At 71.1% G+C, this 26,393-nt stretch carries 25 protein-coding genes and 1 tRNA gene; 13 read left to right on the forward strand and 13 right to left on the reverse strand.

Going from position 1 to position 26,393, the window contains the following annotated elements; genetic code table 11:
* Positions 1 to 4: 4 nt before the first annotated feature.
* Positions 5 to 925 (forward strand): carbohydrate kinase family protein, encoded by a 921-nt coding sequence (locus ACOOE8_RS16390; RefSeq protein WP_420392484.1) that lies wholly within the window; start codon positions 5 to 7, stop codon positions 923 to 925.
* Positions 926 to 1,013: 88 nt separating this feature from the next.
* Here ACOOE8_RS16390 and ACOOE8_RS16395 read toward each other — a convergent pair whose 3' ends face one another.
* Complete coding sequence (locus ACOOE8_RS16395) at positions 1,014 to 1,166, reverse strand: hypothetical protein (RefSeq protein WP_420392485.1); 153 nt, start codon at positions 1,164 to 1,166, stop codon at positions 1,014 to 1,016.
* A gap of 27 nt (positions 1,167 to 1,193) precedes the next feature.
* Between ACOOE8_RS16395 and ACOOE8_RS16400 the strand changes: the two genes are divergently transcribed.
* Complete coding sequence (locus ACOOE8_RS16400) at positions 1,194 to 1,964, forward strand: 4'-phosphopantetheinyl transferase family protein (RefSeq protein ID WP_420392486.1); 771 nt, start codon at positions 1,194 to 1,196, stop codon at positions 1,962 to 1,964.
* Here ACOOE8_RS16400 and ACOOE8_RS16405 read toward each other — a convergent pair.
* Both ACOOE8_RS16405 and ACOOE8_RS16410 read right to left on the reverse strand, forming a co-directional pair.
* A complete protein-coding gene (locus ACOOE8_RS16405; protein ID WP_420392487.1) occupies positions 1,889 to 2,782 on the reverse strand; it encodes a metallophosphoesterase family protein in 894 nt (297 codons plus the stop codon). The two genes, ACOOE8_RS16400 and ACOOE8_RS16405, sit on opposite strands and share 76 nt — an antisense overlap.
* A gap of 58 nt (positions 2,783 to 2,840) precedes the next feature.
* On the reverse strand, positions 2,841 to 3,806 hold the full coding sequence (locus ACOOE8_RS16410; protein ID WP_420392488.1) for a D-2-hydroxyacid dehydrogenase family protein: 966 nt from the start codon (positions 3,804 to 3,806) through the stop codon (positions 2,841 to 2,843).
* A 204-nt stretch (positions 3,807 to 4,010) separates the two neighbouring features.
* Between ACOOE8_RS16410 and ACOOE8_RS16415 the strand changes: the two genes are divergently transcribed.
* The 9 genes from ACOOE8_RS16415 (at position 4,011) to leuD (ending at position 12,662) form a co-directional block, all read left to right on the forward strand.
* On the forward strand, positions 4,011 to 4,979 hold the full coding sequence (locus ACOOE8_RS16415; protein WP_420392489.1) for an NAD(P)-dependent oxidoreductase: 969 nt from the start codon (positions 4,011 to 4,013) through the stop codon (positions 4,977 to 4,979).
* Positions 4,980 to 5,044: 65 nt separating this feature from the next.
* Positions 5,045 to 5,875, forward strand: coding sequence for a class II aldolase/adducin family protein (locus ACOOE8_RS16420; RefSeq protein ID WP_420392490.1), 831 nt, complete (start codon positions 5,045 to 5,047; stop codon positions 5,873 to 5,875).
* A 3-nt stretch (positions 5,876 to 5,878) separates the two neighbouring features.
* Positions 5,879 to 7,084 (forward strand): CaiB/BaiF CoA transferase family protein, encoded by a 1,206-nt coding sequence (locus ACOOE8_RS16425; RefSeq protein ID WP_420392491.1) that lies wholly within the window; start codon positions 5,879 to 5,881, stop codon positions 7,082 to 7,084.
* 60 nt (positions 7,085 to 7,144) lie between these two features.
* Positions 7,145 to 7,576, forward strand: a complete 432-nt coding sequence (locus tag ACOOE8_RS16430) for a PaaI family thioesterase (RefSeq protein WP_420392492.1) — start codon at positions 7,145 to 7,147, stop codon at positions 7,574 to 7,576.
* A 45-nt stretch (positions 7,577 to 7,621) separates the two neighbouring features.
* Positions 7,622 to 8,824: an acyl-CoA dehydrogenase family protein gene (locus ACOOE8_RS16435; protein ID WP_420392493.1), complete on the forward strand. Its 1,203-nt coding sequence runs from the start codon at positions 7,622 to 7,624 to the stop codon at positions 8,822 to 8,824.
* A 63-nt stretch (positions 8,825 to 8,887) separates the two neighbouring features.
* Positions 8,888 to 9,649, forward strand: coding sequence for an SDR family NAD(P)-dependent oxidoreductase (locus ACOOE8_RS16440; RefSeq protein ID WP_420392494.1), 762 nt, complete (start codon positions 8,888 to 8,890; stop codon positions 9,647 to 9,649).
* A gap of 95 nt (positions 9,650 to 9,744) precedes the next feature.
* Positions 9,745 to 10,644, forward strand: a complete 900-nt coding sequence (locus tag ACOOE8_RS16445; protein WP_420392495.1) for an isocitrate lyase/PEP mutase family protein — start codon at positions 9,745 to 9,747, stop codon at positions 10,642 to 10,644.
* Positions 10,641 to 12,029 (forward strand): 3-isopropylmalate dehydratase large subunit, encoded by a 1,389-nt coding sequence (gene leuC, locus ACOOE8_RS16450; RefSeq protein WP_420392496.1) that lies wholly within the window; start codon positions 10,641 to 10,643, stop codon positions 12,027 to 12,029. The genes ACOOE8_RS16445 and leuC overlap by 4 nt, the downstream gene beginning before the upstream one ends.
* Before the next feature lie 3 nt (positions 12,030 to 12,032).
* Positions 12,033 to 12,662, forward strand: coding sequence for a 3-isopropylmalate dehydratase small subunit (leuD, locus tag ACOOE8_RS16455; protein ID WP_420392497.1), 630 nt, complete (start codon positions 12,033 to 12,035; stop codon positions 12,660 to 12,662).
* 45 nt (positions 12,663 to 12,707) lie between these two features.
* Here leuD and ACOOE8_RS16460 read toward each other — a convergent pair whose 3' ends face one another.
* The 8 genes from ACOOE8_RS16460 to mnmA form a co-directional block, all read right to left on the reverse strand.
* Positions 12,708 to 15,998, reverse strand: a complete 3,291-nt coding sequence (locus ACOOE8_RS16460) for a carboxyl transferase domain-containing protein (RefSeq protein WP_420392498.1) — start codon at positions 15,996 to 15,998, stop codon at positions 12,708 to 12,710.
* The gene (locus ACOOE8_RS16465; RefSeq protein WP_420392499.1) at positions 15,995 to 17,707 is read right to left on the reverse strand and encodes an AMP-binding protein; all 1,713 of its coding nucleotides are present in this window, start codon (positions 17,705 to 17,707) and stop codon (positions 15,995 to 15,997) included. Before ACOOE8_RS16465 ends, ACOOE8_RS16460 begins: the two co-directional genes overlap by 4 nt.
* 40 nt (positions 17,708 to 17,747) lie before the next feature.
* On the reverse strand, positions 17,748 to 19,055 hold the full coding sequence (locus tag ACOOE8_RS16470; protein WP_420392500.1) for a TRAP transporter large permease: 1,308 nt from the start codon (positions 19,053 to 19,055) through the stop codon (positions 17,748 to 17,750).
* Entirely contained in the window at positions 19,055 to 19,612 is a 558-nt protein-coding gene (locus tag ACOOE8_RS16475) for a TRAP transporter small permease (RefSeq protein WP_420392501.1), read from the reverse strand. The genes ACOOE8_RS16470 and ACOOE8_RS16475 overlap by 1 nt, the downstream gene beginning before the upstream one ends.
* A gap of 169 nt (positions 19,613 to 19,781) precedes the next feature.
* Positions 19,782 to 20,891, reverse strand: coding sequence for a C4-dicarboxylate TRAP transporter substrate-binding protein (locus ACOOE8_RS16480; protein WP_420394731.1), 1,110 nt, complete (start codon positions 20,889 to 20,891; stop codon positions 19,782 to 19,784).
* Between the two features lie 298 nt (positions 20,892 to 21,189).
* Positions 21,190 to 21,266 (reverse strand) — tRNA-Met (locus ACOOE8_RS16485).
* A gap of 35 nt (positions 21,267 to 21,301) precedes the next feature.
* Positions 21,302 to 21,967, reverse strand: coding sequence for a class I SAM-dependent methyltransferase (locus tag ACOOE8_RS16490; RefSeq protein ID WP_420392502.1), 666 nt, complete (start codon positions 21,965 to 21,967; stop codon positions 21,302 to 21,304).
* Positions 21,968 to 21,979: 12 nt separating this feature from the next.
* Complete coding sequence (gene mnmA, locus ACOOE8_RS16495) at positions 21,980 to 23,143, reverse strand: tRNA 2-thiouridine(34) synthase MnmA (protein ID WP_420392503.1); 1,164 nt, start codon at positions 23,141 to 23,143, stop codon at positions 21,980 to 21,982.
* Positions 23,144 to 23,288: 145 nt separating this feature from the next.
* Between mnmA and ACOOE8_RS16500 the strand changes: the two genes are divergently transcribed.
* Complete coding sequence (locus ACOOE8_RS16500; RefSeq protein ID WP_420392504.1) at positions 23,289 to 23,564, forward strand: DUF1153 domain-containing protein; 276 nt, start codon at positions 23,289 to 23,291, stop codon at positions 23,562 to 23,564.
* Here the strand turns inward: ACOOE8_RS16500 and ACOOE8_RS16505 are convergent.
* A complete protein-coding gene (locus tag ACOOE8_RS16505; protein ID WP_420392505.1) occupies positions 23,503 to 24,447 on the reverse strand; it encodes a metallophosphoesterase family protein in 945 nt (314 codons plus the stop codon). The two genes, ACOOE8_RS16500 and ACOOE8_RS16505, sit on opposite strands and share 62 nt — an antisense overlap.
* 139 nt (positions 24,448 to 24,586) lie before the next feature.
* Between ACOOE8_RS16505 and ACOOE8_RS16510 the strand changes: the two genes are divergently transcribed.
* Positions 24,587 to 25,054 carry an NUDIX domain-containing protein gene (locus tag ACOOE8_RS16510; RefSeq protein WP_420392506.1) on the forward strand — a complete coding sequence of 156 codons (468 nt, stop codon included), beginning with the start codon at positions 24,587 to 24,589 and terminating at the stop codon, positions 25,052 to 25,054.
* A gap of 38 nt (positions 25,055 to 25,092) precedes the next feature.
* On the opposite strand, the gene ACOOE8_RS16515 is transcribed toward ACOOE8_RS16510, so the two are convergent.
* Positions 25,093 to 26,370 carry an HlyC/CorC family transporter gene (locus ACOOE8_RS16515; protein ID WP_420392507.1) on the reverse strand — a complete coding sequence of 426 codons (1,278 nt, stop codon included), beginning with the start codon at positions 26,368 to 26,370 and terminating at the stop codon, positions 25,093 to 25,095.
* Between the last annotated feature and the right edge of the window lie 23 nt (positions 26,371 to 26,393).

Genomic DNA, 26,393 nt, shown 5'->3' on the forward strand with positions numbered 1-26,393 from the left:
TCCGATGTTCGTCGTCTGCGGCGAGGCGCTTTGGGACCTGTTCGCCGTCGAGCGAGCGGGCACGCTGTCGTTCGACGCGCGGGTCGGCGGCTCGCCGTTCAACACCGCGGTGGGGCTCGCCCGCCTCGGCCAGCCCGTGGCCCTCCTCACGGGCGTCTCCACCGGCCTCCTCGGCCGGCGCATCGAGGGCGCGCTGCAGCGCGAGGGGGTCGATCAGCGCTTCCTGCGCCGCTCTGACCGCCCGAGCACGGTGGTCGTGGTGGAAGTGGCGGACGACGGCGTGCCCCGGTACACCTTCTACGGCGACGGCGCGGCCGACCGCTCGCTGACGACGGGCGACATACCGGACCTCGACGACGCGGTGTGGGGCCTCCACGCCGGCTCGTTCTCGCTCGTGGTCGAGCCGGTCGGCTCCTGCCTCCAAGCGCTGTTCGAGAGGGAAAGCGGCCGGCGGCTCCTGACCCTCGATCCCAACGTCAGGCTCGGCGTCGAGCCGGACGTCGGTGTGTGGCGCGCTCGGGTCGAGCGCTTCGCGGAGCACACTGACGTCGTGAAGGCGAGCGAGGAGGACATCGCCGCGCTCTATCCAGGCGAGGCGCCGTCGAAGGTTGCCGAACGCTGGCGCCGGCTCGGGGCGACGCTGGTGGTCGTCACGCGAGGGCCGCAGGGGGCCCAGGCGTTCGCCGCCGCCGGGACCGTCGCGATCGAGGGTCGCGCGGTCGTCGTCGTCGACACCGTGGGCGCCGGCGATGCGTTCCACGCCGCATTGGTGGCAGGGCTCGCCGAGCGCGGCCTGACCCACGGTGATGCGGTGGCGGCGCTCGACCTCGACACCATCGGCGAGCTTCTCGCCTTCGCGGTCGGCGCGGCGGCAACCTCGTGCACGCGTCGGGGCGCCGACATGCCGCGCCGCGACGAGCTGTGACCCTGCGAAGTGGTTCAGCCCCGCGCCCGATCCCACGGCCGACGCAGCCAGCGTATGGGGCTCGATGCGCCGCCTCCGGCTCCCACGATCAGCGCGGACACGCGCCGAAGTCGTCGCGGTCGGACCAGGCGATGATGAAGACCAGCGTCAAGGCGTTGCGTCCACGTCCGGGTCGCCCCGAGCCAAGCTCGCCGCTGCGGTCGATCGAGCCGCAACCGTCGACGATCTTGCGCGCCAGCATGGCAACCGTTGGCGTGGGGGGCCAGCCTTGAGCGAGACGCCGCACTCGGGCTGGGCGGGACGCGCCTTGGTGTGGTGGCTGGAGACGTGCCACATCGTGGCGCCGCAGTGGCGCGCCTTGGAGGCGGTGCTCGACGATGGGGAGCGGGAACGGGCAGCGCGCTTCCACTTCGAGCGGGACCGGGAGGTCTACGTCGCCGCCCGCGCGATGGCTCGCGGCCTCCTCGCGCACGCGTCCGGCCGTGCACCGACGGGCTTCCGCTTCGCCATCGGCGACCACGGCAAGCCGGAGGTCGTGGTCGGCGCCGATGAGCTGCGTTGGCGGCTGAACCTTTCACACACGCGCGGGCTCGCGGCCGCAGCCCTGACGGCGGAGCACGACATCGGCATCGACGTGGAATGGCTGGGCCGCGAGCCGGCCGCCACCGCGCTCGCGGAGCGCATGTTCGCCCCGGACGAGCGCCGCGCGGTCGATGTGGCGGGTCCTGCAGAGAGGAATGGCGTCTTCCTCACCTACTGGACGCTGAAGGAGGCCTACGTGAAGGCGATCGGCATGGGCCTGTCCCAGCCGCTGCAAACCTTCGTCGTCACGCTCGATCCGCTCGGCATTGCGTTCGACGACCCGGCCGCGGACGGGCCCGGCAGCTGGGTCCTCAAGAGCGCACGCCCGACGCCGCACCACGTTTTGGCGCTCGCGCTGCGCCACCCCACGCCATCGCGGGTTCACGTCGCCCTCGAGCCGGCCCCGCTCGAGGGCCTCGTCGCCCTTGCCTCGCGGCCGGGATGCGGGAGGATCTGACGCAGGTAGTGCGCCATGCCGAGCGCCTGGTTCCACTGCCGCGGGTAGCCGAGCGAGACCTCCTCGAAGCGGGTGCCGTCGCGCCAATCGGTCCGGCGCACGTGCAGGTGGCCGCTGACCACGGCGAGCGCGTCGTAGCGCAGGTGCCAGTCCTCGGTCTGGCGCGTGCCGCACCACGGCGCGAAGCGGGGCACGCGGGGGATGCGCACGAGGTCCGCGCGCAGGGGGAAGTGGTTCACGAGCACGGTGCGGCGTCCCCGTGGCAGGGCGTCGAGCCGTCGCCTGGTCGACGCAAGCCGCGCGGCGCACCACGCCTCGCGCGAGGCGAACGGCGCAGGGTCGAGGTAGAGCTCGTCCGCGCACACCGCACGGCCGGCCCTGGCCCAGCCGACGACCTCCTCGCGCGCGACGTGCGCCGGACGGAAGCTGTAGTCGTAGAGCACGAACAGCGGCGCGATGGTGACGGGGTCCCCCGCGCCCGGCCACTCGACGTAGGGGTCCTCCGGCGTCAAGACGCCGTGCTCACGGGCGAGCGCGACCAGCGCCTCGTAGCGCGCTTGCCCGGCGAGGGGCACGCCGCCGTCCTCGGCGATCGCCCATAGATCGTGGTTGCCGGGCACCCAGATCACCCGGGCGAAGCGCTCGGCGAGGGTGGCGAAGGCCCGTGCCACCGTGCCGAGCCGCTCGGCGACGTCCCCGGCGACGATCAGCCAGTCCCGCGGGAACGCCGGCAGCGCCGACAGCGCGTCCCTGTTGACGGCGCTCGAGAGGTGGAGGTCGCTGATGGCGAGGAGGCGCACGGCGCGGGTCTTTAGCATCCGCGAGCGCCATCCGCATGGCCTGCGCCCAGCGCAGGCCTACCACCGATCTGCAGCGTCAGGACAGCGACGGCGCGGCGGGCGTGAGGAGGCGGATGGGCGTTCCGGCGCGCCAGGCGGCGATCGCCTCGACCATCTGCTGATAGAACAGGCTGAGGTTCTCGGCCGAGGCGTAGCCGACGTGCGGCGTCAGGAGGAGGTTTGGCACTGAGCGCAGCGGATCGTCCGCTGGCAACGGCTCGACCTCGTAGACGTCGAGGGCGGCACCGGCGATGCGGCCGTCGCGCAGCGCCGCAGACAGCGCATCGACCTCGACGATGGGACCGCGCGAGGTGTTGACGAGCGTGGCCGTCGGCTTCATCGCGCCGATGGCGGCGGCATCGACGAGGCCGCGCGTGCGCGCGGACAGCACGGTGTGGATCGTCACGACGTCCGCCTCGGCGAACAGCACGGCCTTCTCGACGCGCCGCGCCCCGCGCTCGGCCGCCGCCTCGTCCGTCAGGTTCTGGCTCCAGGCGATGACGTCCATCCCGAAGGCCGGCGCGATGGCAGCAACGCGCGCGCCGAGCCGCCCGAGCCCGACGATCCCCAGCGTCTTGCCCGTGAGGAGCGAGGAGAGCCGCGTCTGCCAAAGCCCCTCGCGCATGGCGGACGCGTTGTCCGGCACGCGGTGCGCCAAGGCCAGGATGAGCGCCCAGGTGAGCTCCACGGTGCCCTCGCCGCTGCTGTCGGTGCCGCATACGGTGAGGCCGCGCGCCGACGCCGCGTCGACGTCGAGGCTGAAGTTGCGCCGACCGGCGGTGACGATGAGCTTGAGGTCGGGCAGGCGCCCGATCACCTCGGCGCCGATCGGCGTGCGCTCGCGCGTCACGCACAGGACGTCGTGCCCCGCGATGGTCTCCACGAGGCGGTCGATGTCGCCGATGTGCTGCCGCACGAAGGTGACGTCGGCGTCGAGGCTCGCCCAGTCGGCGAGGCCCTCGGCGACGCCGAGCCAGTCGTCGATGACGGCGATGCGGATCATGGGCGAAACTCCGTGCGCGACAACCTGCCCCGTGCGCGAAGCCACGATACCGGTCGTACCCGACGGGACCAACACCGCAGCAGGGGCGTCAGGAGAGGGGGGCTCGCGGTGATCGAGGAATGTTGCGCGCTCCCCTGTACGGCCGAGGGAGGCGTGGTCTAGGACGAGCCTCCGGCGCGACGATGCGCCCGGGGAGGGGGACGGATGAGGGCGCTCGGCGCACCGCAGCAGCGCGTCGATGCACGCGTCCTCGTGGTCAACCCCGTCGTCGACGACGTCCTGGAGTTCATCGCAGCCGCGTGCGGGGTGATCGACCTGCGCGACCGGCTCGATGCGGTGGCCGACCTCGACGCGGCCGAGCGCGAGCTGCTGACCGCCGTCATCACCTCCGGGATCGTCGGCATGCAGGGGCACCACATGGACCTGTTGCCGAACCTCAAGCTCGTCGCCTGCTTCGGCGTGGGTCACGAGAACGTCGACCTTGCGGCGGCGAGGGCGCGCGACATCGCCGTGACCAACGCTCCGGGGACCAACGGCGAGACGGTGGCCGACCACGCGGTGATGCTGGCGCTCGCCGCTGCGCGCGGGTTGGTCGTGGTGGATCGGGCGGTTCGCGAGGGCCGCTGGCTCGACGCCCGGCGTGCCTACCAGCCGACGCTCTCGGGCTCGCAGGTCGGCGTCGTCGGGCTCGGCGCCATCGGAGCGGCCATCGCCCGGCGAGCCGAAGCGTGCGGCGCCGAGGTCGCGTACGTGGCGCGAGGCGTGAAGGAGGTGCCCTACCGCCGCGCGAGCAGCATACGGGAGCTCGCCGAGGCGAGCGACTTCCTCATCGTCGCCCTGCCCGGAGGCGCGGACACCCACCACGTGATCGACGCCGAGGTCCTCGCCGCGCTGGGCCCGGGCGGCGTCCTCGTCAACATCGGCCGTGGCTCGGTGGTGGACAGCGACGCGCTCGCGGACGCGCTGGAGGACGGCGCCATCCACGCGGCCGCCCTCGACGTGGTGGAGGGCGAGCCCGAGGTCCCGGCGCGGCTCCTTGCGGCCCCAGGCCTCACCTTCACGCCGCACATGGCGGGCCGCTCGCCGAGCGGACAGCGTGCCCAGTGCGAGCGCGCGCTCGACAACCTCGCCCGAATGGTCCGCGGCGAGCCCTACGTCTCGCGCGTCGCCTGAGCGGCGGTGGCGTGCCGCCGCGCCGCGCTCTACTCTCCTGCCCTGGATCAACGAGGATGGGACCCATGACGAAGCACGAGCGCGGCCTCACCCCCGAGGACCCCATGCAGGTCCTCAAGGAGAAGAACTACACCACCGACATCGCCTCCATGCGGGACCGGGTCAGCGAGGAGGAGTGGGAGGCGCGGGTGAACCTTGCCGCCGCCTACCGCCTCGTCGCCCTGTGGGGCATGGACGAGATGATCGCGAACCACATCTCGGTGCGCGTGCCGGGCGAGCCGCAGGCGTTCCTGATCAACCCCTACGGCTACTTCTACGAGGAGATCACCGCCTCGAGCCTCATCAAGATCGACCTCGACGGCAACGTCCTTCTCAAGGCGGACTTCGACTACGAGCCGAACCGGGCGGGATTCGTCATCCACAGCGCGATCCACCGCGCGAGGGAGGACGCGCACTGCGTGATCCACACGCACACCCCGGCGGGCATGGCGGTGTCGTGCATGAAGGAGGGACTGCTGCCGCTGACGCAGACCGCCATGCGCTTCGCCAACGTCGGCTACCATGACTACCAGTCCGTCGCGGTGGACCTTGCCGAGCAGAACTCCATCGTCGCGGACCTCGGCGACGCGGACCTCCTCATCCTGAGGAACCACGGGCTCCTCGTGGTCGGCCCTTCCATCGCCCAGGCGTTCTCCAACATCTACCGCGCAGAGCTCGCCTGCAAGACGCAGGTGCTCGCGATGTCGGCGAATACCGAGATCGGCCTGCCGCCTGAGGAGATCATCGAGAAGACCAACCACCTCTATCGGCCCGAGGTGCGCCGCCCGTTCGGCGTCCTCGAGTGGCCAGCGCTCCTGAGGAAGCTCGACCGGATCGACGCCTCCTACCGGAACTGACGCGTGGCGCTGCCCCTCGAGGGCGTCCGCGTGCTCGACTTCGGGCACACGGTGATGGGCCCGTCGGCGGGGCTCATCCTCGCCGACCTCGGGGCGGACGTCGTCAAGATCGAGCCCGCGCCGGACGGCGAGCCGACCCGGCGGCTGACCGGGTTCGGCTCCGGCTACTTCGGCTTCCTCAACCGCAACAAGCGATCCGTCGCCATCGACCTCAAGTCGGCGGAGGGGCAGGCGGTCGCCCATCGCCTGGTGGCCGGGGCGGACGTCCTCCTGGAAAACTTCGCGCCCGGGACCATGGACCGGCTCGGCCTGTCGCGCATGAGGGTCGCAGAGCTGAACCCGCGCCTCGTCTACACCAGCCTCAAGGGGTTCCTGCCCGGACCCTACGAGCGCCGGCTCGCGCTCGACGAGGTCGTGCAGATGATGGCGGGCCTTGCCTACATGACGGGCCCGCCAGGCAGGCCGCTGCGCGCCGGCGCCTCGGTGGTGGACATCACCGGCGGGATGTTCGCCGTCATCGGCATCCTGTGCGCGCTGCGCACGCGCGACGCTGGTGGGCAGGCCGCGAGCGTCGACACCGCGCTGTTCGAGACGTGCGTGTTCCTGATGGGACAGCACCTCGCCTACGCCTCCCAGACGGACGAGAAGGTGCCGCCGATGCCGGCGCGCCGCTCGGCCTGGGCGATCTACGAGCTGTTCGCCTTGGCGGACGGCGGGCAGCTGTTCGTCGGCATCACTACGGACGCGCACTGGCGGCGCTTCTGCGCCGCGCTCGGCCGCGACGACCTCGCCGCCGACCCCTCGCTCGCGACCAACAACCAGCGTGTCGAGGCGCGCGCTCGCCTGGTGCCCATCGTCGCCGACGTGTTCGGCGCGCTCTGCGCGGCGGAGGCGATCGCGCTGTGCGAGGCGGCGCGCATCCCCTTCGCCCCCATCGCGACACCGGAGGACCTGTTCGAGGACGCGCACCTCGCCGCCACGGGCGGCCTCATGCTGACCGTCATGCCGGACGGGACGCGCACCCGCCTACCGCGACTGCCGCTGGCCATCGCGGGCGTCGACCTAACCCTGAGGTCCGATCCGCCCGCCCTCGGGGCCGACACCGCGGCCGTGCTCGTCGACGCCGGATTGTCCGCGGACGAGGTGGCCGACCTCGCGGCCCGACGCGTCGTGGTCGACGGGCGCGCCGACCAAGCCGCCCGCGGGTAGCTTTGCCGCCGGGGCGCGTGGCGTGCTACGCGGGTGGCTTGGCGATCGACGGAGTGTTCGATGGACGACGCGGCCGACCACGAGGGCTGGCGCGAGTGGCGCGGCGACGGCTTCATGGATCTCGTCGGCCCCGTGCTGATCGACGACCGGGGCGAGGTCCCGCGCTACGCGCTGCGCGCCGAGGCGCGGCACCTCAACGCGTTCGGGATCGTCCACGGCGGCGTGATCATGACGTTCCTCGACCACGTCGTCGGCATGAACGGGTCGCGCTTCCACGATGGCATCGGCCAGGCGACGATCCACCTCGGAGTGTCGTTCGTCACGGCCGTCCAGGCCGGCTCGCTCATCGTTGCCGAGTGCGAGGTGACGCGCACCACGAGGAGCATCCTGTTCCTGCGCGGCACCGCGCGCGTCGATGGCACCGTCGTCGCCACCGCCGAGGGGGTGTGGAAGATCACGAACCGGGGCAAGGTGTCGGGCCAGTCGTTCTGACGGCGCGACGGCGCGACGGCCGAGGACGCCGAGGAGGGCGAAGCCATGGATCAGGTCCTTCACCGAGGCGGTGCGACCGACCTCAACTTCGCGCCGAGCGCTGACCAGGAGGCGCTGCGCGAGGGCATCGAGCGCCTGTGCGAGGGCTTCGGCGACGACTACTGGCGCGAGCGCGACGCGACCGGCACCTTCCCGCACGAATTCCACCGCGCGTGCGCGGATGGTGGCTGGCTCGGCATGTGCATCCCGGAGGCCCACGGCGGCTCCGGTCTCGGCATCGTCGAGGCGACGATCATGATGCGCACCATCGCGCAGTCCGGCGCCGGGATGTCGGGCGCCTCCGCGATCCACATGAACGTGTTCGGCCTGCAGCCCGTCGTAGTGTTCGCCGACGAGGCGCAGAAGGCGCGCATGCTGCCTCCCGTGGTGGACGGGACGCACAAGTGCTGCTTCGCCGTCACCGAGCCGAACACCGGGCTCAACACGACGCAGCTCAAGACGTTCGCCAAGCGCGAGGGCGAGCACTACCGGGTCAACGGGCAGAAGGTGTGGATCTCCACCGCCCAGGTCGCCGACAAGATCATGCTCCTCGCCCGCACCACGCCGCTCGAGGAGTGCACCAAGCCGACGCACGGCCTCAGCCTGTTCTTCACCGACCTCGACCGCGACACCGTGTCGGTGCAGGCGATCGACAAGATGGGCCGCGCGGCGGTCGACTCCAACGAGCTCTTCATCGCCGACTTCATGATCCCCGTGGAGGACCGCATCGGCGAGGAGGGTCGCGGGTTCGAGTACATCCTTCATGGCATGAACCCCGAGCGCGTGCTCATCGCGGCGGAGGCGGTGGGGATCGGCTACGCCGCGCTGGAGCGCGCCACCGCCTACGCCCGTGAGCGGGAGGTGTTCGGCCGTCCCATCGGCAAGAACCAGGCGATCCAGCATCCGCTCGCCAAGAACTGGATGGAGCTCGAGGCCGCTTGGGCGATCACCCTGAAGGCCGCCTGGCAGTACGATCAGGGAATGAACTGCGGCCCGCTCGCCAACGCCGCCAAGTACCTCGCCGCGGAGGCCGGCTTCTCCGCCTGCGAGAACGCGGTGATGACGCACGGCGGCTTCGGCTACGCCAAGGAGTACCACGTGGAGCGGCTGATGCGCGAGGTGATGATCCCGCGCATCGCGCCGGTCAGCCCGCAGCTCATCGCCTCCTACATCGCCGAGAGGGTGCTCGGCCTGCCGAAGTCCTACTGACCGGCGGCGGTTGATGCCGGACTTGGTCGCGCCGAGGATGCCGGCGGCAACGGGGCGGAGCGCATGCAGCTATCACTGACGGGGAAGGTCGCGCTGGTGACGGGCGCGTCGGGCGGGCTCGGCGAGCACTTCGCCGGCACGCTCGCGACGGCGGGGGCGAGCGTCGTGCTCGCCGCGCGGCGGGTGGATCGCCTCGAGGCGCTGCGCGAGCGCCTGACGTCGGCGGGCGGGCGCGCGGTGGCCGTGGCGATGGACGTCACCGACAGCGCCTCGGTGGCGCACGGGATCGACGAGGCTGCGCGCGAGGTCGGCACCATCGACGTCGTCGTCAACAACGCGGGGATGTCGAAGGCCGCGCTGACGACGGACATGAGCGACGCGGACTGGCGAGCCGTCATCGACACCAACCTGACGGGCTGCTTCACCGTGGCGCGCGAGACGGCGCGGCGAATGCAGGCCGCCGGCACCGGCGGCTCCATCGTCAACGTCGCCTCGATCCTCGGCTTCCGCGTCGCCAAGATGCTCACCGCGTACGCGGCGGCCAAGGCGGGGCTCATCCAAGCCACCAAGGCGATGGCACTGGAGCTCGCGCGCGACGGGATCAGGGTCAACGCGCTCGCCCCCGGCTACGTGGAGACCGACATCAACCGGGACTTCTTCGCCACCGAGGCGGGCGCGGCGCTGGTCAAGCGCGTGCCGCAGCGCCGGCTCGGCCGGATGGAGGACCTCGACGGCCCGCTCCTCCTCCTCGCGAGCGACGCCGCGGCCTACATGACCGGCAGCGTCGTCGTCGTCGACGGCGGCCACCTGTGCAGCACGCTCTAGCCGATGCTCGGCCGGGATCCGGAGGGAGCTCGGACGCATCCCACGGGTGCGGGTGGCACGTAGGCGGCCGGTGCGGAACATGGCAGGATGGGTCCATGAGTGATGCCACCACGCGCGCAGCGCGCCTGCGCGACCTCCTCGGCCAGCCCGGGCCGCTCGTCGTCCCTGGGTGCTTCGACGCGTTCACCGGGCTCCTCGTCGAGCGCGCGGGGTTCGACGCGGCGTTCGTGTCCGGCGCCGGCGTCGCCTACACCCGGCTCGGCCGGCCCGACGTCGGGCTCGTCTCGCTCGGTGAGCTCGCCGCGTCGGTGGCGCCCATCGCCGACCGGGTCGCCATCCCGCTGATCGTCGACATCGACACCGGGTTCGGCAACGCGCTGAACGTCAAGCGCACCGTGCGCACCATGGAGCGCGCAGGGGCGAGCGCGATGCAGCTCGAGGACCAGGCATTCCCGAAGCGCTGCGGACACCTGACGGGCAAGTCGGTCGTCCCTGTGCAGGAGATGCTCGGCAAGCTCGCCGCCGCGCTCGACGCCCGGGACGACGCGCTCATCGTGGCGCGCACGGACGCCATCGCCGTGGAGGGGTTCGATGCCGCGATGGACCGTGCGGAGGCCTACGTCGAGGCGGGAGCCGACGTCCTGTTCGTCGAGGCGCCGCGCTCGCGGGACGAGCTCGTCGCCATCGGCGAGCGGTTCGGCGCGCGCCTGCCGGTCCTTGCCAACATGGTGGAGGGCGGCTCGACGCCGATCTCGAACGCGGCCGAGCTCGGCGCCATGGGCTTCCGCGTCGTCCTCGTCCCGGGCGCCATCGCCCGCGCCTTCGCCCACGCCGGGGAGGCGCTGCTCGCCACCTTGAAGCGCGACGGCGCCACCGCGGCGTTCGCCGAGCGCATGGTCGACGTCATGGAGCTCAACAGGATGCTGGGCCTGGAGCCGCTGCTCGAGGACGGGGCGCGCTACGATCCGGCGCCGAGCCGAAGGGCCGCGGAGTGACGGACGCCCCGCGCACCCTCTTCGAGAAGGTGTGGCAGCGCCACGTCGTCGCCGAGCACCCCGGCGGCGAGGCGCTGATCTACGTCGACCGCCACTTCACCCATGAGGGCTCGTTCCATGCCTACCGCCGGCTCGGCGAGCTGGGCCTTCCGGTGCGGCGGCCCGACCTTACCTTCGGCGTCGCCGACCACTACGTGCCGACGCGCGGCCGCGACTCAGGGATTGCCGACGCCGCGATCCGCGGCATGGTCGAGCGGCTGGCCGAGAACACCGCGCGGCACGGGGTGCGCCTGTTCGGCATCGAGGATCCGCGACAGGGGATCGTCCACGTCATGGGGCCGGAGGTCGGGCTCACCCTGCCGGGGCTCGTCATCGTCTGCGGCGACAGCCACACGGCGACGCACGGCGCCTACGGGGCGTTCGCCTTCGGCATCGGGGCGAGCGAGGTGGCGCACGTCCTCGCCACGCAGTGCCTGTGGCAGCGCCGCCCCAAGGTCATGCGCATCACGATGGACGGTGCGCTGCCCACGGGGGTGAGCCCGAAGGACCTCATCCTCTCGGTGATCGGCGCCGTCGGTGCCGGTGGCGCCAACGGTCACGTCATCGAGTACGCCGGCAGCGCGGTGCGGGCGCTGTCGATGGAGGGGCGCCTCACCGTGTGCAACATGTCCATCGAGGCCGGCGCGCGCGCCGGCATGATCGCGCCGGACGAGACCACCATCGCCGCGTTGCGCGGCCTGCCGTTCGCGCCGACGGGCGAGGCGTTCGAGCAGGCCACGGAGGCCTGGCGCGCGCTCACCAGCGACGAGGACGCTGCGTTCGACCGCGAGGTGCAGCTCGACGCCCGCGCGGTCGAGCCCACGGTGACCTGGGGCACGAGCCCCGAGACCGCGCTCCCCATCGGTGCCGGCGTCCCGCTCGACGCCGACCAGGCGGCGCTCGAGTACATGGGCCTTGAGCGCGGGCGGCCGCTCGCCGGGATCGCGGTCGACCGCGCCTTCATCGGAAGCTGCACGAACGCGCGCATCGAGGACCTGCGCGAGGCCGCGGCGATCGTCGCCGGCCACACGGTGCGCGTGCCGCTCCTCGTCTCGCCTGGCTCCTCGACGGTGAAGCGGCAGGCCGAGGCCGAGGGCCTTGCCGCGATCTTCGTGGCGGCGGGCGCGGAGTGGGTGGACGCAGGCTGCTCCATGTGCGTCGGCATCAACGGCGACGTCGTGCCTCCGGGCGAGCGCTGCGCATCGAGCACCAACCGCAACTTCCCCGGCCGCCAGGGCCCAGGCGCGCGCACCCACCTCATGAGCCCTGCGATGGTGGCTGCGGCCGCGGTCACGGGCGCGATCACCGACGTGCGGCGACTGCCGTCCGCCGCGAAGGTCGCTTGAGCGGTGCGCCCGTTCCGGCACGTCGAGGCGGCCGCCGTCCCGCTCCCGCTGGCGAACGTCGACACCGATCAGATCGTCCCCGCGCGCTTCCTCAAGCGGTCGCGCGCGGAGGGGTACGGCGAGGCGCTGTTCCACGACCTGCGCCGCGGCGCGGGCGGCGAGCTCCGGTCCGACCTCGCGCTGAACGACGATCGGTTCGCCGGGGCGCAGATCCTCGTCGCCGGCGACAACTTCGGCTGCGGCTCGAGCCGGGAGGGGGCGGTCTACGCGCTGGTCGACGCCGGCTTCCGCGCGGTGATCGCGCCCGGCTTCGGCGACATCTTCCGCAGCAATGCGCTGAAGAACGGCCTGCTGCCCGTGGTACTGCCGAAGGCGGTCGTGACGCAGATCATGGATGAGCTCGCGCGCGGACCAGGGTCGCCCCTCGCCATCGACCTTAAGGAGGAGACCGTGCGCCTGGCGGACGGGCAGGTGCTCCGCTTCCCCATCGACCCGTTCCCCAAGGAGCTCCTCCTGACCGGACGCGACGAGCTCGAGCTTACCCTGGGCATGGCCGAGGCGATCGGCGAGTTCGAGGACCGCCACGCCGCGGCGTGGCCGTGGACGAGGCCATCGGAGGAGCTTCCAGCCTAGGCCGATCCGGAGCTTGCTCACGGCGCCAGTGATCAGGCCGCCGGCCTACCAGCTGTCGACGAAGGCGCGCTTCTTGCCCTCGCGGGGCACCGGCGAGGGGGCGGCATCGAGGGTGGCGATGATCCACTGGCGCGTCTCGGCAGGGTCGATGACCGTGTCGAACTCCAGGATGGATGCCGCGCTGACGCCCTTGCCGCGCTGGTAGCTCTCGGCGACCTTCGCCTCGAAGTAGGCCCTTTGGGCGTCGACGTCCTCGATGGCCTCGAGCTCCTTGCGGTAGCCGAGCTTGACGCCACCCTCGAGGCCCATGGGGCCGATCTCCGCCGTCGGCCAGCCGACGATGAACAGCGGCGTCCGGAAGCTGCCGCCGGCCATGGCCTGCGCGCCGAGGCCGTAAGCCTTACGCAGGATCACCGACATCAGGGGCACGGTCGCGTTCGCTCCGGCGAGGAACAGGCGGCAGCAGTGCCGCACGAGCGCAGTCGCCTCCACGTCCGGGCCGACCATCATGCCCGGCGTGTCGATGAGGGTCAGCAGCGGGACGTCGAAGGCATCGCAGAGCTGGACGAAGCGTGCCGCCTTATCCGCTGCGGGGGAATCGATGGCGCCGGAGAGCCGGACGGGGTTGTTGGCGAGGACCCCCACCGTCCTGCCACCGAAGCGCGCCAGCGCGGTGACCAGGTTGGGCGCGAAGGCGCTGCGGAGCTCCATGACCGAGCCGACGTCGGCGAGCGTGTCGAGGACCCGGCGCACGTCGTAGACCTCGAGCCGGTTCTCCGGCACCGCGTGGCGCGCCCGTCGAGGGTCGGGTGCCTCCCACTGGGTCAGCGGTCCCTGGAAGTAGCCGAGGTAGCGCTTGGCCGCCGCCACCGCCTCAGCCTCGTCCTCGACGAGGACGTCGATGACTCCGTTCGGCCACTGCACGTCCGTCGGGCCGACCTCCTCCGGCCGGAAGACGCCGAGCCCGCCGCCCTCGATCATCGCTGGCCCGCCCATGCCAAGGCTCATGTCGCGCGTGGCGATGACGACGTCGCAGCAGCCGAGCAGCGCGGCGTTGCCGGCGAACAGCCGGCCCGAGCCGATGCCGACCATGGGGACCAGCCCGGAGAGCTGCGCGTAGTGGTAGAACGTCGTGTAGTACAGCCCGGCGATGGAGGTGTCGGACGCGTCGACGTCGCCGGGCCGGCCACCGCCGCCCTCGCAGAAGAACACCACGGGCGTCCTCTGCCTGGCGGCGACGGCGATCATCCGGTCCTTCTTGATGTGGTTCATGATGCCCTGCGTGCCGGCGAGCACGGTGTAGTCGTAGGACATCACCGCCGTGCGGGCCTTGCCCGCGCCGAAGAGGTCGGCGTTCACGGTGCCGAAGCCGGTGATGAGGCCGTCGGCGGGGGTATTGCGCATCAGGTCGTCGACGTCCCGCCGGGCGCGCTGCGCGGCGAAGACGAGGTCGCCGTACTCGACGAAGCTGCCTTCGTCGCACAGGTCGGCGATGTTCTCGCGCGCCATGCGCTTGCCGAGCCCATGCCGCTTGGCGACGCGTTCAGGTCGCGCGTCGTCCGCAAGGAGGGCACGTCGCGCCTCGAGCTCGGCAAGGTCCGGGCGGACGCGGTCGAGGTCGAGGTCCTCGGTCACGGCGTCGAGCGCCTCCGCGTCCTTCGTGGCCTCGATGATGGCGAGGAGTTCCCCTGCAGCGACGGTCGCGCCGGGCTGGGCCGAGAGGCGCGAGACGACGCCGGCGTGGGGCGCACGGATGGTGTGCTGCATCTTCATCGCCTCCATGACGACGAGCGGCGCGTTCCGCGCGACGGTCCGACCGGCGGCGACCTCCACCGACAGGACCGTGCCGAGCATCGGCGCGACGACGGCGCCGGGGTCATCGACCGCGTCGCGCCCGGCGGCACCGGTCAACCGTCCGTAAGCAGGGACGCCGAGCGGGTCGTCCGGCGGAGCCGGTTGCGACGCAGCTCGCGCGGCAGCGGCGGCGTGTAGCTCCCCGGCGCGCTCGGCGATGAGGCTCGTCGTCGCCGTCCCGTTCGCGACCTCGGGGAGGGACAGGAGCGCGTCGAGGTAGGCGATGTTGGTCGCGGCGCCCGCGATGTGGAACGCGCGCAGCGCGCGGCGCGTGCGGGCGAGGGCATCGGGCAGCGTCCCGGCGGAGCCGATGACCTTGGCGAGCAGGCTGTCGTAGGCCGCGCTCGTGGTGAGGCCGACGGCGCCGTGCCCATCCACCCGCACGCCGGGACCGCCGGGGACGTCGTAGGCGGTGAGCGTCCCGCCCGTCGGGTAAGCGGACCCGTCGGGCTGCATCTCCTCGAGGTTGATCCGGGCCTGGACGGCGAAGCCGCGCGGTGCCGGCACCTCGTCCTGCGTCAGCCCGACGTCGGCGAGGCTGGCGCCGGCAGCGATCTTCAGCTGCGCGGCGACGAGGTCGATGCCGGTGACCACCTCGGTCACGGTGTGCTCGACCTGCAGGCGCGGGTTCGCCTCGATGAAGGCGAACGCGTCGCCGGCGACCAGGAACTCGAAGGTGCCGAGCCCCTGGTACCCCACCGCGCCCGCGATGCGTCGGGACGCGTCGAACAGCCCTTCGCGCACCGCCGGATCGAGCGCCGGGCAGGGCGCGATCTCGACGAGCTTTTGGTAGCGGCGTTGGAGCGAGCAGTCGCGCTCCCACACGGTGGCGACGTCGTGGCCGTCGCCGACGACCTGCACCTCCACGTGCCGCGCCCCGGGCAGGAACCGCTCGACGTAGACGTCCGGCACGGCGAACGCGGCCATCGCCTCGCGCCGCGCGTCCTCGTAGGCCGATGCGAGCTCGGCTCGCTCGCTGACCACGCGCATGCCGCGGCCGCCGCCTCCTGCCACCGCCTTCAGGACGACGGGTCCGCCGAGACGGTCCATGAAGGCGCCGATGGCGTCGAGGTCGGCGTCGGCGGAGAGGCCGTCGTTGATGGGGACGCCCTCGACCTCGGCGAGGGCACGTGCGGCGGTCTTGTCGCCGAGGCGCTCCAGGACCTCGGCGCTCGGGCCGACGAAGGTCAGGCCGGCATCGCGCACCGCACGCGCGAAGCCAGCGTTCTCGCTGAGAAAGCCGTAGCCCGGGTGGATGGCCTCCGCGCCGGCCTCGCGCGCCGCAGCCAGGACGGCCTCCACGTCGAGGTAGCCGGCGGGCCCCGACCCGGGCAGCGCCAGCGCCATGTCGCACCGCGCGACGTGCAGGCAGCCCGCGTCGTCCTTGGTGTGGATCGCGACGGTGGTCATGCCGAGCTCGGCCGCGGACTGGGCGATGCGGATGGCGACCTCGCCGCGGTTGGCGATGAGGAGCGTCCTCATAGGAGCGCAGCGAGCTCGTGCTTCTTCACCTTGCCGGTTGCGGTCATCGGCAGCTCGTCGACCACGCGCACTTCCGGCCGCTTGTAGGCGGCCATCGCGTCCCGGCACCACGCCTCGATGTCGGCGGCCGACGCGCCGGCGCCCTCGCGCAGGCGGACGAAGGCCACGGGGACCTGTCCGCGCTCGGGGTCCTCGCGGCCGATGACGCCCGAGGCGACGACATCCGGATGGCGCCCGAGCAGGGCCTCGAGCTCGGCGGGGAACACGCTCATGCCCTTCACCTTGAGCATCTCCTTGCGGCGCCCGAGGAAGTGCAGCAGCCCGAACTCATCGATGACGCCGAGGTCGCCGGTGCGCAGCCAGTCGCCTCGGAACGCCTCGCGGGTGGCGTCGGGCTTGTTCCAGTAGCCCTTCAGGAGGGACGGCGAGCGCACGAGGATCTCGCCCTCCGTGCCGAGGGGCAGGATCGCTCCGGTCTCGAAGTCGCAGATCTTGAGCTCCGTCTCGGGGACCGGGAGACCGACGAGGATCGGCTGCAGCGACAGGTCGAAGTCGTCGCTCTGAAGCCCGATGGTGAAGGTGTCGCAGGTGTGCGTCTCGGTCATCCCCCAAGACAGCTCGACCATCGTCGTGCCGGTCAGCGCGCGCCACCGCTCGCGGTAGTCGTGGTTCAGCTTCTTGACGAAGGAGGAGACGCTCGAGGTCTGGAGCGAGGTGAGGTCGAACTCCGCCACACGCGGGTGCTCCATCATCTCCACCGCGTTGTCGACGAGCATGACGAGGCGCTTGGCGCGGGTCCTATGGATCGCCTCCATGCACGACACTGGGTCCCAGCGCGCGAGGAGGACGCACCTCGCGCCGGCGACGACTGGGAAGATCAGCCCGAGGTCCTCGCCGGCGATCCAGAACATCGGGTGGAAGTTCACCGTCACGTCGCGATCGTCGAGCGGCGCGTTGGTGATGATCGCCTTCGCCGCGGTGTAGACCATGTCCCGTTGGGTGTGCACGCAGCCCTTCGGCATCCCGGTCGTCCCGCCGGTGTAGTTGAGCGCGGCGACCGCATCGAGGTCGGCCTCGTGCGGCGTCGGCTCGCCCGCAGCCGCGATGGCGATGAGGAGATCGTCGGCGCCGTCCGACGAGCGCGGCGCCGCGGACACGCTCGCCGGCACATGGAACGCCGGTGGGTCGGGGATCAGCTCCCCGAGCCCGGTGGCGTAGGCCTTCTCCAGCTTGGTCTCGGCGCGCACGGCGTTGACGATGGGCATCAGCGCGTGATCGGCGACGATGACCCGCGCCTCGGTGTCGTTCAGTTCGTAGGCGAGCTCGTGCTCCTTGAACATCGGGTTCACCGGCACGTGGATCGCGCCGGCCTTCAAGATGCCGAAGAACGCCACCGCGAACTGCGGGCAGTTGCCGAGGAACACCGCCACGCGGTCGCCGGCAACGATGCCGTCCGCCTGGAGCTGCGCGGCGAAGCGGTCGCTGAGGCGATCCACCTCGCCGTAGGACACGGTGCGCCCGTAGAAGTCGTAGAGCGGCTCGTCCGGCGCGATGCGTGCGCGCTTGCGCAGGTACTCGGTCAGCGCGATCTCGCCGAGCGGGTAGTGCGGCGCCTTGGGGATCCCGGTCGGCCAGATCCTGTCCTGGCGGGACCGGACATCGGCCAGGTACTCGGCTTCGTCGATCCGCGGCACGGCAACGTCGTCCATGGGAGCTCCTACGTGAGGCCGATCGCGCGCGCCGGCGGCTTCATCCGACGAGGTTCGGAAGGAACAGGATGATGCCCGGGAACGCCATCAAAAGCGTCACGACGACGAGGTCGGCGACCAGGAAGTAGGCGACGCCGCGGAAGATCTGCGTCGTGCTGACGAGGTCGCCCACGACGCCCTTGATGACGAAGACGTTGAGCCCGACGGGCGGCGTCACCATGCCGATCTCCAGGAACTTGACGATGACGACGCCGAACCAGACGAGGCTGAGGCCGGTGTCCAGCATGATCGGCAGCAGGATCGGGAGCGTCAGCAACATCGCTCCGAGCGGCTCCAGGAACATGCCGAGGACGAGGTACATCGCAGCGATCGCGATGAGAAGCAGCATGGGGTCCGCGCCGAGCTCGATAACCATCTGCGACAGGAGCTGCGAGGCGCCCGACAGCGCAAGGAAGCGGGTCAACAGGTTCGCGCCGATGGCGATGACGAAGATCGCTGCCGTGGTCTGGATCGTCTCCACCAGCGCCTGGGTGCTGCTGCGCCGCGTCAGCGCGCCCTTGCCGAAGGCGATGACGAAGGCGAGGAAGGCGCCGACCGCTCCCGCCTCCGTCGGCGTGAAGACCCCGGCGAACAGCCCGCCGAACACGCCGAACACCAGGAGGAGGACGGGCCACGTGTCGGCGAGCGCGGCGAACTTCATGGCCGTGGTGGCGCGCTCCGTCACCTGCGGCGCGAGCTTCGGGTTCGCCTTCGCGCGAAGCACGATGACGACGACGTAGGAGATCGCCGTGAGGACGCCGGCGCCGACGCCGCCGAGGAAGAGCGCCGAGATCGGGACCTGAACGAAGACTCCGTAGATGATGAGCAGGATCGACGGCGGGATCAGCGCACCGATGGTGCCCGCCGCGGCGACGGTGCCCGTGGCGAGCGTCGCGTCGTAGCCGTTGCGCAGCATCTCCGGCACGGCGATGCGCCCCATGGCCGCCGCGCAGGCGACCGAGGAGCCGGTGACCGCCGAGAAGCCGGCCGCGCCAAGGACGGTGGCGACGGCGAGCCCGCCCGGCAGGCCGGACAGCCACTTGCGCGCCGCATCGAACAGCCCGCGCGTCAGCCCCGCATGGAAGCAGCAGAAGCCCATGAGGAGGAACATCGGCACCGAGGTCAGCGACCAGCTCGCGCCGAAGTCGAAGGGGACTGCGGTGAGGACGCCCCACGCGGGCTGGAGGCCGATGAGCGCCCAGATGCCGCCGAACGAGACCGCGACGAGCGCGATGCCGATGGGCATGCGCAGCGCGATGAGGAGGACGAGGACGGCAATGCCCCAGAGGCCGACCTCGGTCCGCTCCATCAGTTGGCGCCGCTGCCGGCTGCCTCGGGGGCGTCCCGGAACGCCTCGTGCCGGGCTTCCCCGAGCCCGCTCCTCGCGTCCGCCACGGTGACGAGGATGCGGTAGACGAGCACGGCAACCACGGCGCCGAAGCCGATGGGCAGGAAGAAGTACGAGCCCCAGATCGGGATGCGGACATCGACCTCCATGATGAACGTGCCCACGCGCATCTTGTCGATGGCATCGAGCAGCGTCTGGTAGAACAGGATGGAGAACACGACCGCGGAGACGGTCCAGCCGAGGACGGCAAGCGCCTGCTGCGGACGGCGACCGAGGAGCTGGACGAACACCTCCACGGTGATGTGCGCATCGCGGCGTTCGGTCAGCGCCAGCGGCAGGAAGACGATCGGAAGCATGTAGTAATGCGGGACGATGGTGATCGTGGCCGGGATCGGCAGCCCGATCCAGCGCATCGCGACGTCAAACGTGATGTGCACCATCATCATGACGACGGCGATGCAGCCGACCACGGTCAACAGGTCCGTGAGGCCTCCGAGGATGCGTCCGAAGCGGTACATCGGCCCTCCCAGCCGTGGGTCGGCGATGGGGTCGGCGCGACGAACTTCGCCGCGCCGCTCTGGCGGCCTAGAGCGGTTTGGGGTTAGGTGGAACCACCAAACCCCGAGCAGACCGCGCTCAATCAAGGAGCTAGAGCATCTTATCTGGGTCTGAGGAGACCCAGGATCTCTAGAGGCCGTGGTTGGCCATGTCGACCTTGTCGAACACCTCGCGCTTGTAGAGCGTTGCAACCGCCTCTGGGTCGCTGTCGTCGATCTCGGACGTCAGCGACTTCCACCTGTCGACGAGCCCTTGGAAGCGCTCGATGCGTGCCGGGGCATCTTCGATGCCGTAGTTCTCCCGGGCCATCTCATCCATCTTGGCGAGGTCGTCCTCGATGAAGCGCTCGGTCAGGGCGACAAGCTCGGGCGAGGGCTCGACGACCTCGATCCCGTCGGCGGGCGCCCTCGTCGCGAGCACCTCGTCGTTGAAGTTCTCAGCACCCACCTGGGCGTGGGCGACCGCCTCGGCAAACAGCTCGAAGATCGCTCGACGATCCTCCTCCGGCATCGCCTGCCATGTGTCGATGTTGAAGTTGAACTGGTTGCCGTTGTAGGTCCCGAGCGGCAGGTTGGTGATGTACTTGACGACGTCCTTGAAGTTGAGGCTGTAGAGTTCGGACGCTGGGTGCATGTTGGCGTCGAGCGTGCCACGGCTCAAAGCGTCGTAGATGTCGTTGGCCGACATCGACATCTTGATCCCGCCGACGTACTCCACCCAGCGTCCGAAGGCCGAGAACGAGCGGATCTTCTTGCCTTGAAGATCCTCCGGGGTCGTCATCGGCTCCATGGTCTGCAGCATGTAGACCGGGTTGACGTTCATCGCCACGAAGACTGAGCCGTTGTCCTCGGACTCCTCGAGGCACTCCGGACAGGTGAACATGTACTCCATCACCGCTCCGGCCACCGAGACCGAGTCGTCGCCGAGCATGGCGAGGTCGACGACGAGGTTGGTGTGCGGCATCTCCGCAGGATGGTAGCCGGGCACGAGCATCGCCGCGTCGGCGATGCCGTCGCGCAGTCCCGTCAGGCTTTGCTTCAAATTGAGTAACGAGCCGTAATAAACCTCCGCGGAGTACTTGCCACCGGTCGCCTCCTCGATGTTCTCGTCGACGTAGGTGTACGTCATGGACCAAGGATGGATCGGGGGAAGGCCGATGGCGAGGGACAGCTCCTCCGCGCTGGCCGTTCCTGCCGTTGCTCCGATGGCGATCGTTGCCGCCAGCGCGTACCGTGTCATCGTCTTCACGTCGGATCCTCCCGTCATGTGCCGGCGTTCGTCCGCCGTTGAGTTGGCGCCGAGGCCTCCGCTAGGGCAAGTGCGGGAGCCCGATCGGCGCCGGGGCATCCTCAACCACCACGCGTCGGTTGATCAAGGCGTCGGATGACGAGCGCCTCCGATCGAGCACCCTCGCTCCTCGGCCGACCGTCGCCCAGGCCTGTTCGGGGCGGCGGCGGCGGGTGTCACTCGGCGGAACGCACGTGACGATGAGCTCGGGGGGAGGGGAGCCGCGGGCTCGGTCGCGCGGCTGCGGTCGTGGTAGCGGAGGAGGGACTCGAACCCCCGACACGCGGATTATGATTCCGCTGCTCTAACCAACTGAGCTACTCCGCCGCGCGGGGCATAAGTGTCGGCGGTGGGCGGGCGTGTCAAGCGACGCGCGCCGCCGCAGCCGCGGCCGCCTTGTGGAACGTGAGGAGCGTGATCAGGCCCGCAGGGGGCAGGGGCTCGCGGCCCTCGAGGGTGAGGCCGGGCGCGCCGAGGACGCCGTCGATGGGCATCGACGGGTTCCAGCCGAGCCGCTTGGCGAACGGGGTCAGCAGGCGATCCGTGACCTGCCAAGGTCCGGAGCTCGCTTCGAAGTGACTGGCGACCATGACGACGCCACCGGGCCGCACCACGCGGGCGAACTCGGCCATGACGGTCGCCGCGTCGGGCACCGCGGTGATGGTGAACATGCACACGACCCCGTCGAAGGCGTCGTCGGGGAAGGCGAGCGCCATGAGGTCCATCTCGACGATGGCCTCGACGTTGGCGAGGCCCTTGGCGACGCGCTCCCGCGCAATCTTCAGCATGTCGTGGGACAGGTCGACCCCGACGAGCGAGACGTTCGGCCCGTAGAGCGGCAGCGCCGAGCCGGAGCCGACACCGGCCTCGAGGAAGCGCCCACCGACGGCGTTGACCCGGCGGGCGGCGATCTTGCGCGCCGGGACCGTCGGCGTCGCGATCACCTCATAGACCGGCGCCCACCTTGCGTAGGCGGACTTCACGTCGCGGCCCTCGACGGCGCGCAGTGGCTTGGCGGGATGGGGCATGGACGGTTCCGTTCAGGCGTCGGCGAGGAGCGGCACGACGTCCTCGGGCGCGCGTTGGATGAAGCCGCCGCCGAGGACCTCCGCGCCGGGTCCGTCGCCGTCGTACAGCACGCACGCCTGTCCCGGCGCGACGCCCTCCTCCCCCTCGGCGAGGTCGACGACGAGCCCGTCCTCGGTGACGCGCAGCGTCCCCGGCCGCGGCGGACGCGTGGAGCGCACGCGCGCGTAGACCTCGCGCGCCTCGCCGGGTGCAAGGGGGCGGTCGAGCCAGTTGCAGTCGCGCAGGGACACGCGTTCGGTGCGCAGCGCCTCGCGCGGGCCGACGACGAGCTCGTTCGCGCCGGCGTCGATGCGCACGACGAACAGCGGCGCACCGAGCGCAAGGTTGAGCCCGCGGCGCTGCCCGACCGTGTAGTTGAGCACGCCGGCATGGCGGCCGAGCACGCGGCCGTCGAGGTGCCTGATGGTGCCCGCACGACACGCCTCCGGCCGCATCGCGGCGACGACGGCGGCGTAGCGCCCGTCGGGCACGAAGCAGATGTCCTGGCTGTCGGGCTTCGCGGCGACCGGCAGGCCCATCTCGGCAGCGAGCTCGCGCACGCGCGCCTTCGGCACGTCGCCGAGCGGGAAGCGTACGTAGGCGAGCTGTTCCGGGGTGGTGGCGAACAGGAAGTAGCTCTGGTCGCGCTCCTCGTCGCGCGGCCGGAACAGCCGCCGCCGCCCGTCGACCACCCGGCTCGCCACGTAGTGCCCGGTGGCGAGCGCTGAGGCCGACAGGGTGCGCGTGGCCGACAGCAGGTCGGTGAACTTGACGGTCTGGTTGCAGGCGACGCACGGCACCGGCGTCTCGCCGCGCACGTAGGCGTCGGCGAACGCCTCGATGACGCCCTCGCGGAACCGCGCCTCGTAGTCGAGCACGTAGTGCGCGATGCCGAGGGTGTCGGCGACGAGGCGCGCGTCGTGGATGTCGCTCCCGGCGCAGCAGGCGCCCTTGCGTCGCGTCGCGGCGCCGTGGTCGTAAAGCTGCAGCGTGATGCCGACGACCTCGAAGCCCTCGCGCGCGAGGAGCCCAGCGACCACGGATGAGTCGACGCCGCCGGACATGGCGACCACGACCCTGTGGTCCTGCGGCCGTCCCGGCAGGCTGAGGCTGTTGTCGGCGTTCGAGCTTCCCATCGGAGGCTTAGCTAGGCGCAAACGTCGACAGCGGCAACGTCCGCCGCGGCCTCGCCGGACGCCGACATGGGCACGGCGGTTAGGCCGCCGTTAATCGCCGGCACGGCTTATCCTCTTGCGGATAGGTTCGTCGTGTCGAGTGCTCATGTCCACGTCCTCCCAACCCCGCTACCGGTACGTCATCGGCCCCGACGGAACTCCGCTGACGCTCGCCGACCTGCCACCGCCGGACACCAAGCGCTGGGTCATCCGGCGCAAGGCGGAGGTGGTGGCGGCGGTGCGCGGCGGCCTCCTGTCCATCGACGAGGCGTGCGCGCGCTACACGCTGACGGTGGAGGAGTTCCTGTCCTGGAACGCGCTCATCGACCGGCACGGCCTCGCCGGGCTGCGGGCGACGAAGGTGCAGCACTACCGCGCCTGACCGGGTGCGGCGCCAGCGCATCGATCGTTACCGTCTCGAGGTCCGTCAAGGGCCCGTCCCTGCCGAGCGGTCCCCGGCGCACGACTTTGACGGTGCGCCGACCGGCGTCGATGTCGATCATCGCCCAGGCGGCGGGCGCGTGCTTGATGCCATCCGAAGAGGCGGAGGGGACGCCGAGGATGGTGGCGCGGCCGCGGGCGGTCTTGAGCGTGCGCAGGGACGGTTCGTGGGTGTGGCCGTGCAGCACGAGGTCCGCACAGCCCGCGGCGAGCGTCTCGCGCACGGCTCGCACGTCGTCGAGCCCGCGGCGCCCGGACGACAGCGCGGTGTCCGGCGGATGGTGGATGAGGACGACCTTGTAGGCGTCGTCGTGCCTGTCGAGGGCCGCGGCGAGCCTCGTCCGCTGCGCCGCGCCGACGCGCCCGGAGGCGAACAGCGGCGGCGTCGCGACCGCGGTCGACACACCGATGAGCACGACCTGGCCGCGCCGCGCGACGGTGGGCCACGAACTCGGCTCGGCCGCGGTGTAGGGCGCCCACGCCACCGCGGCGCGCGCTGCCGCGCCCGGAACGTAGGCGTCGTGGTTGCCCGGCACGACGGTGAGGCGCTCGGGCCGCGCGAGTGTCTTCAAGAACCGGCCTGCAGCGGCGATCTCCGCCTCGGTGGCGATGTTCACGAGGTCGCCGGTGAGGGCGATGTGGTCCGGCTCGTGCGCCGCGATGTCGTCGAGGAGCCGCTTCAGGAGCCGGCTGCCCATCGCGGACTTGCGGTTCCGCGTCCAGTTCACGTAGCCGAAGATGCGTTTCGAGGCGAGCTCGGCGAGGCTGGGTGTCGGGATCGGGCCAAGGTGGAGGTCGGACAGGTGGGCGATCCTGAAAACCATGGGGCTCTCGTCTTGGGTCGCCGCGGCGGAGCGGCACCGCGCGCCTGGTCTTGCGCCGACGCGGGCCAAGGTTCAACCGCCGCGTGCCGTCATCAACGCCGGCCACGCATGACGGGGCCGCACCGCTCGAGGGCTCGCGATGCCGGACCTACGTAGCCGCATCGTCTACCGGGTCAGTGGCCTCCTGCGCCCGCCGGTCAGCCTGGGCGTGCGCCTCGTCGTGCGCGACGTCGAGGACCGCGTCCTCCTCGTGCGCCACACCTACACCGGCGGCTGGCACGTGCCTGGCGGCGCGGTCGACGTCGGCGAGACCGCAAGCGAGGCGGCGCTGCGCGAGTGTCGCGAGGAGGCCGGGCTCGTGGTGGAGGGCGAGCCTCGCCTCCTCGGTCTCTACTTCAACCGTGCGCAGTTGCAGCGCGACCACGTCGCCTGCTTCGTCGTGGCCGACCACCCGTCCCTATCCAGCTACGTGCTGGCGCCCCAGGCGCTGGAGATCGCACAGGTCCGGACCGTGCCCCTCGCAGCGCTGCCGTCCGAGGTGACGCCGGCGACCCGACGCCGCCTCGCCGAGGCCTTCGAGGGTGCCGCGATCGCCACCGACTGGTAAGGCGCTGCCGAGCGGCGTTCCCGTGCGGTGAGGACGGGTCAGCCCGCGTCGGACTCCTGCCGCGTGAGGCGCAGCTTCGTGATCCTGTTGCGCTCCCGCTCGGCCACCTCGAAGCGCACGCTGTGGAAGGTGAACGCTTGGCCGACGTCCGGGATCATGCGGGCCTCGTGGATGACGAGGCCGGCGGCCGTGGTCGCCTCCTCGTCCGGCAGTTCCCAGTCGAGGGCGCGGTTGAGGTCGCGGATCGTCACCGAGCCGTCGACGAGCACCGACCCGTCGGGCTGCGGAAGCACGCCCTTCACCTCGACGTCGTACTCGTCCTCGATCTCGCCGACGATCTCCTCGATGATGTCCTCCAGCGTGACGAGGCCCATCACCTCACCGTACTCGTCGACCACGAGGGCGAAGTGCGTCTTGCGCTTCAGGAAGGCGGTCAGCTGATCCTGCAGCATCGTCGTGTCCGGTACGAACCACGGCGGCTTGGCGATCGCCTTGACGTCGAGCTTGGAGGTGTCGCCGCCGGCAGACTGCACGGCGCGCAGCAGGTCCTTGGCGTGCAGGACGCCGAGGATGTTGTCGCTCTCCCCCTCGTAGATCGGCAGGCGGGTGTAAGGGGAGGCGAGGGCCTCCGATACGATGGCGTCCGGGGCATCCGAGGCATTCAGCATGCGCATGCGCGTGCGGTGCACCATGACGTCGGACACCGACAGGTCGGCGAGGTCGAGGATGGCGCCCAGCCGGTCCCTGTCGGCCTTCAGAAGCCCCCCTTCAGCGTGCTGCAGGTCGACCGCCCCGCGGATCTCGTCGCGCGCCGACTGCACGGTCGCCGCGTCCGCGTTCACGCCGAACAGGCGCAGCAGGAGCCGCACGATCTGGTTGACCAGCCCGGTCACCGGCGCGAACAGGATGACGATCACTCGCACCGCCGGCGAGACGACGAGGGCGAAGCTTTCGGGCCGCAGGATCGCGAGCGTCTTGGGCAGCACCTCGGAGAAGATGAGCACGAGCGCCGTCATGATGAACGTCGCGTAGACCACCGCCGTCTCGCCGAAGAGCCGGATCAGCGCCGACGTCGCGAGCGCTGAGGCGAGGATGTTGACGAGGTTGTTGCCGACGAGCAGCGCCCCGATCAGCCGCTCCTGCATGGCGATGAGCTGCGCGGCGATGGCGGCGCGACGCGAGCCCTGCTTCTCATGCTGCATGAGGCGAGCGCGGGAGGCGGCCGTCAGCGCGGTCTCCGAGCCGGAGAAGAATGCGGACATGGCGAGCAGCAGCGCGATGGCGCCGATGGTCAGCCACAGATCCCAACCGATCACGGATCGTCCCTCAGACAGGTCGC

It is taken from the genome of Acuticoccus sp. (genome assembly GCF_965213555.1).
In the GTDB taxonomy this organism is placed as follows: Bacteria; Pseudomonadota; Alphaproteobacteria; order Rhizobiales; family Amorphaceae; genus Acuticoccus.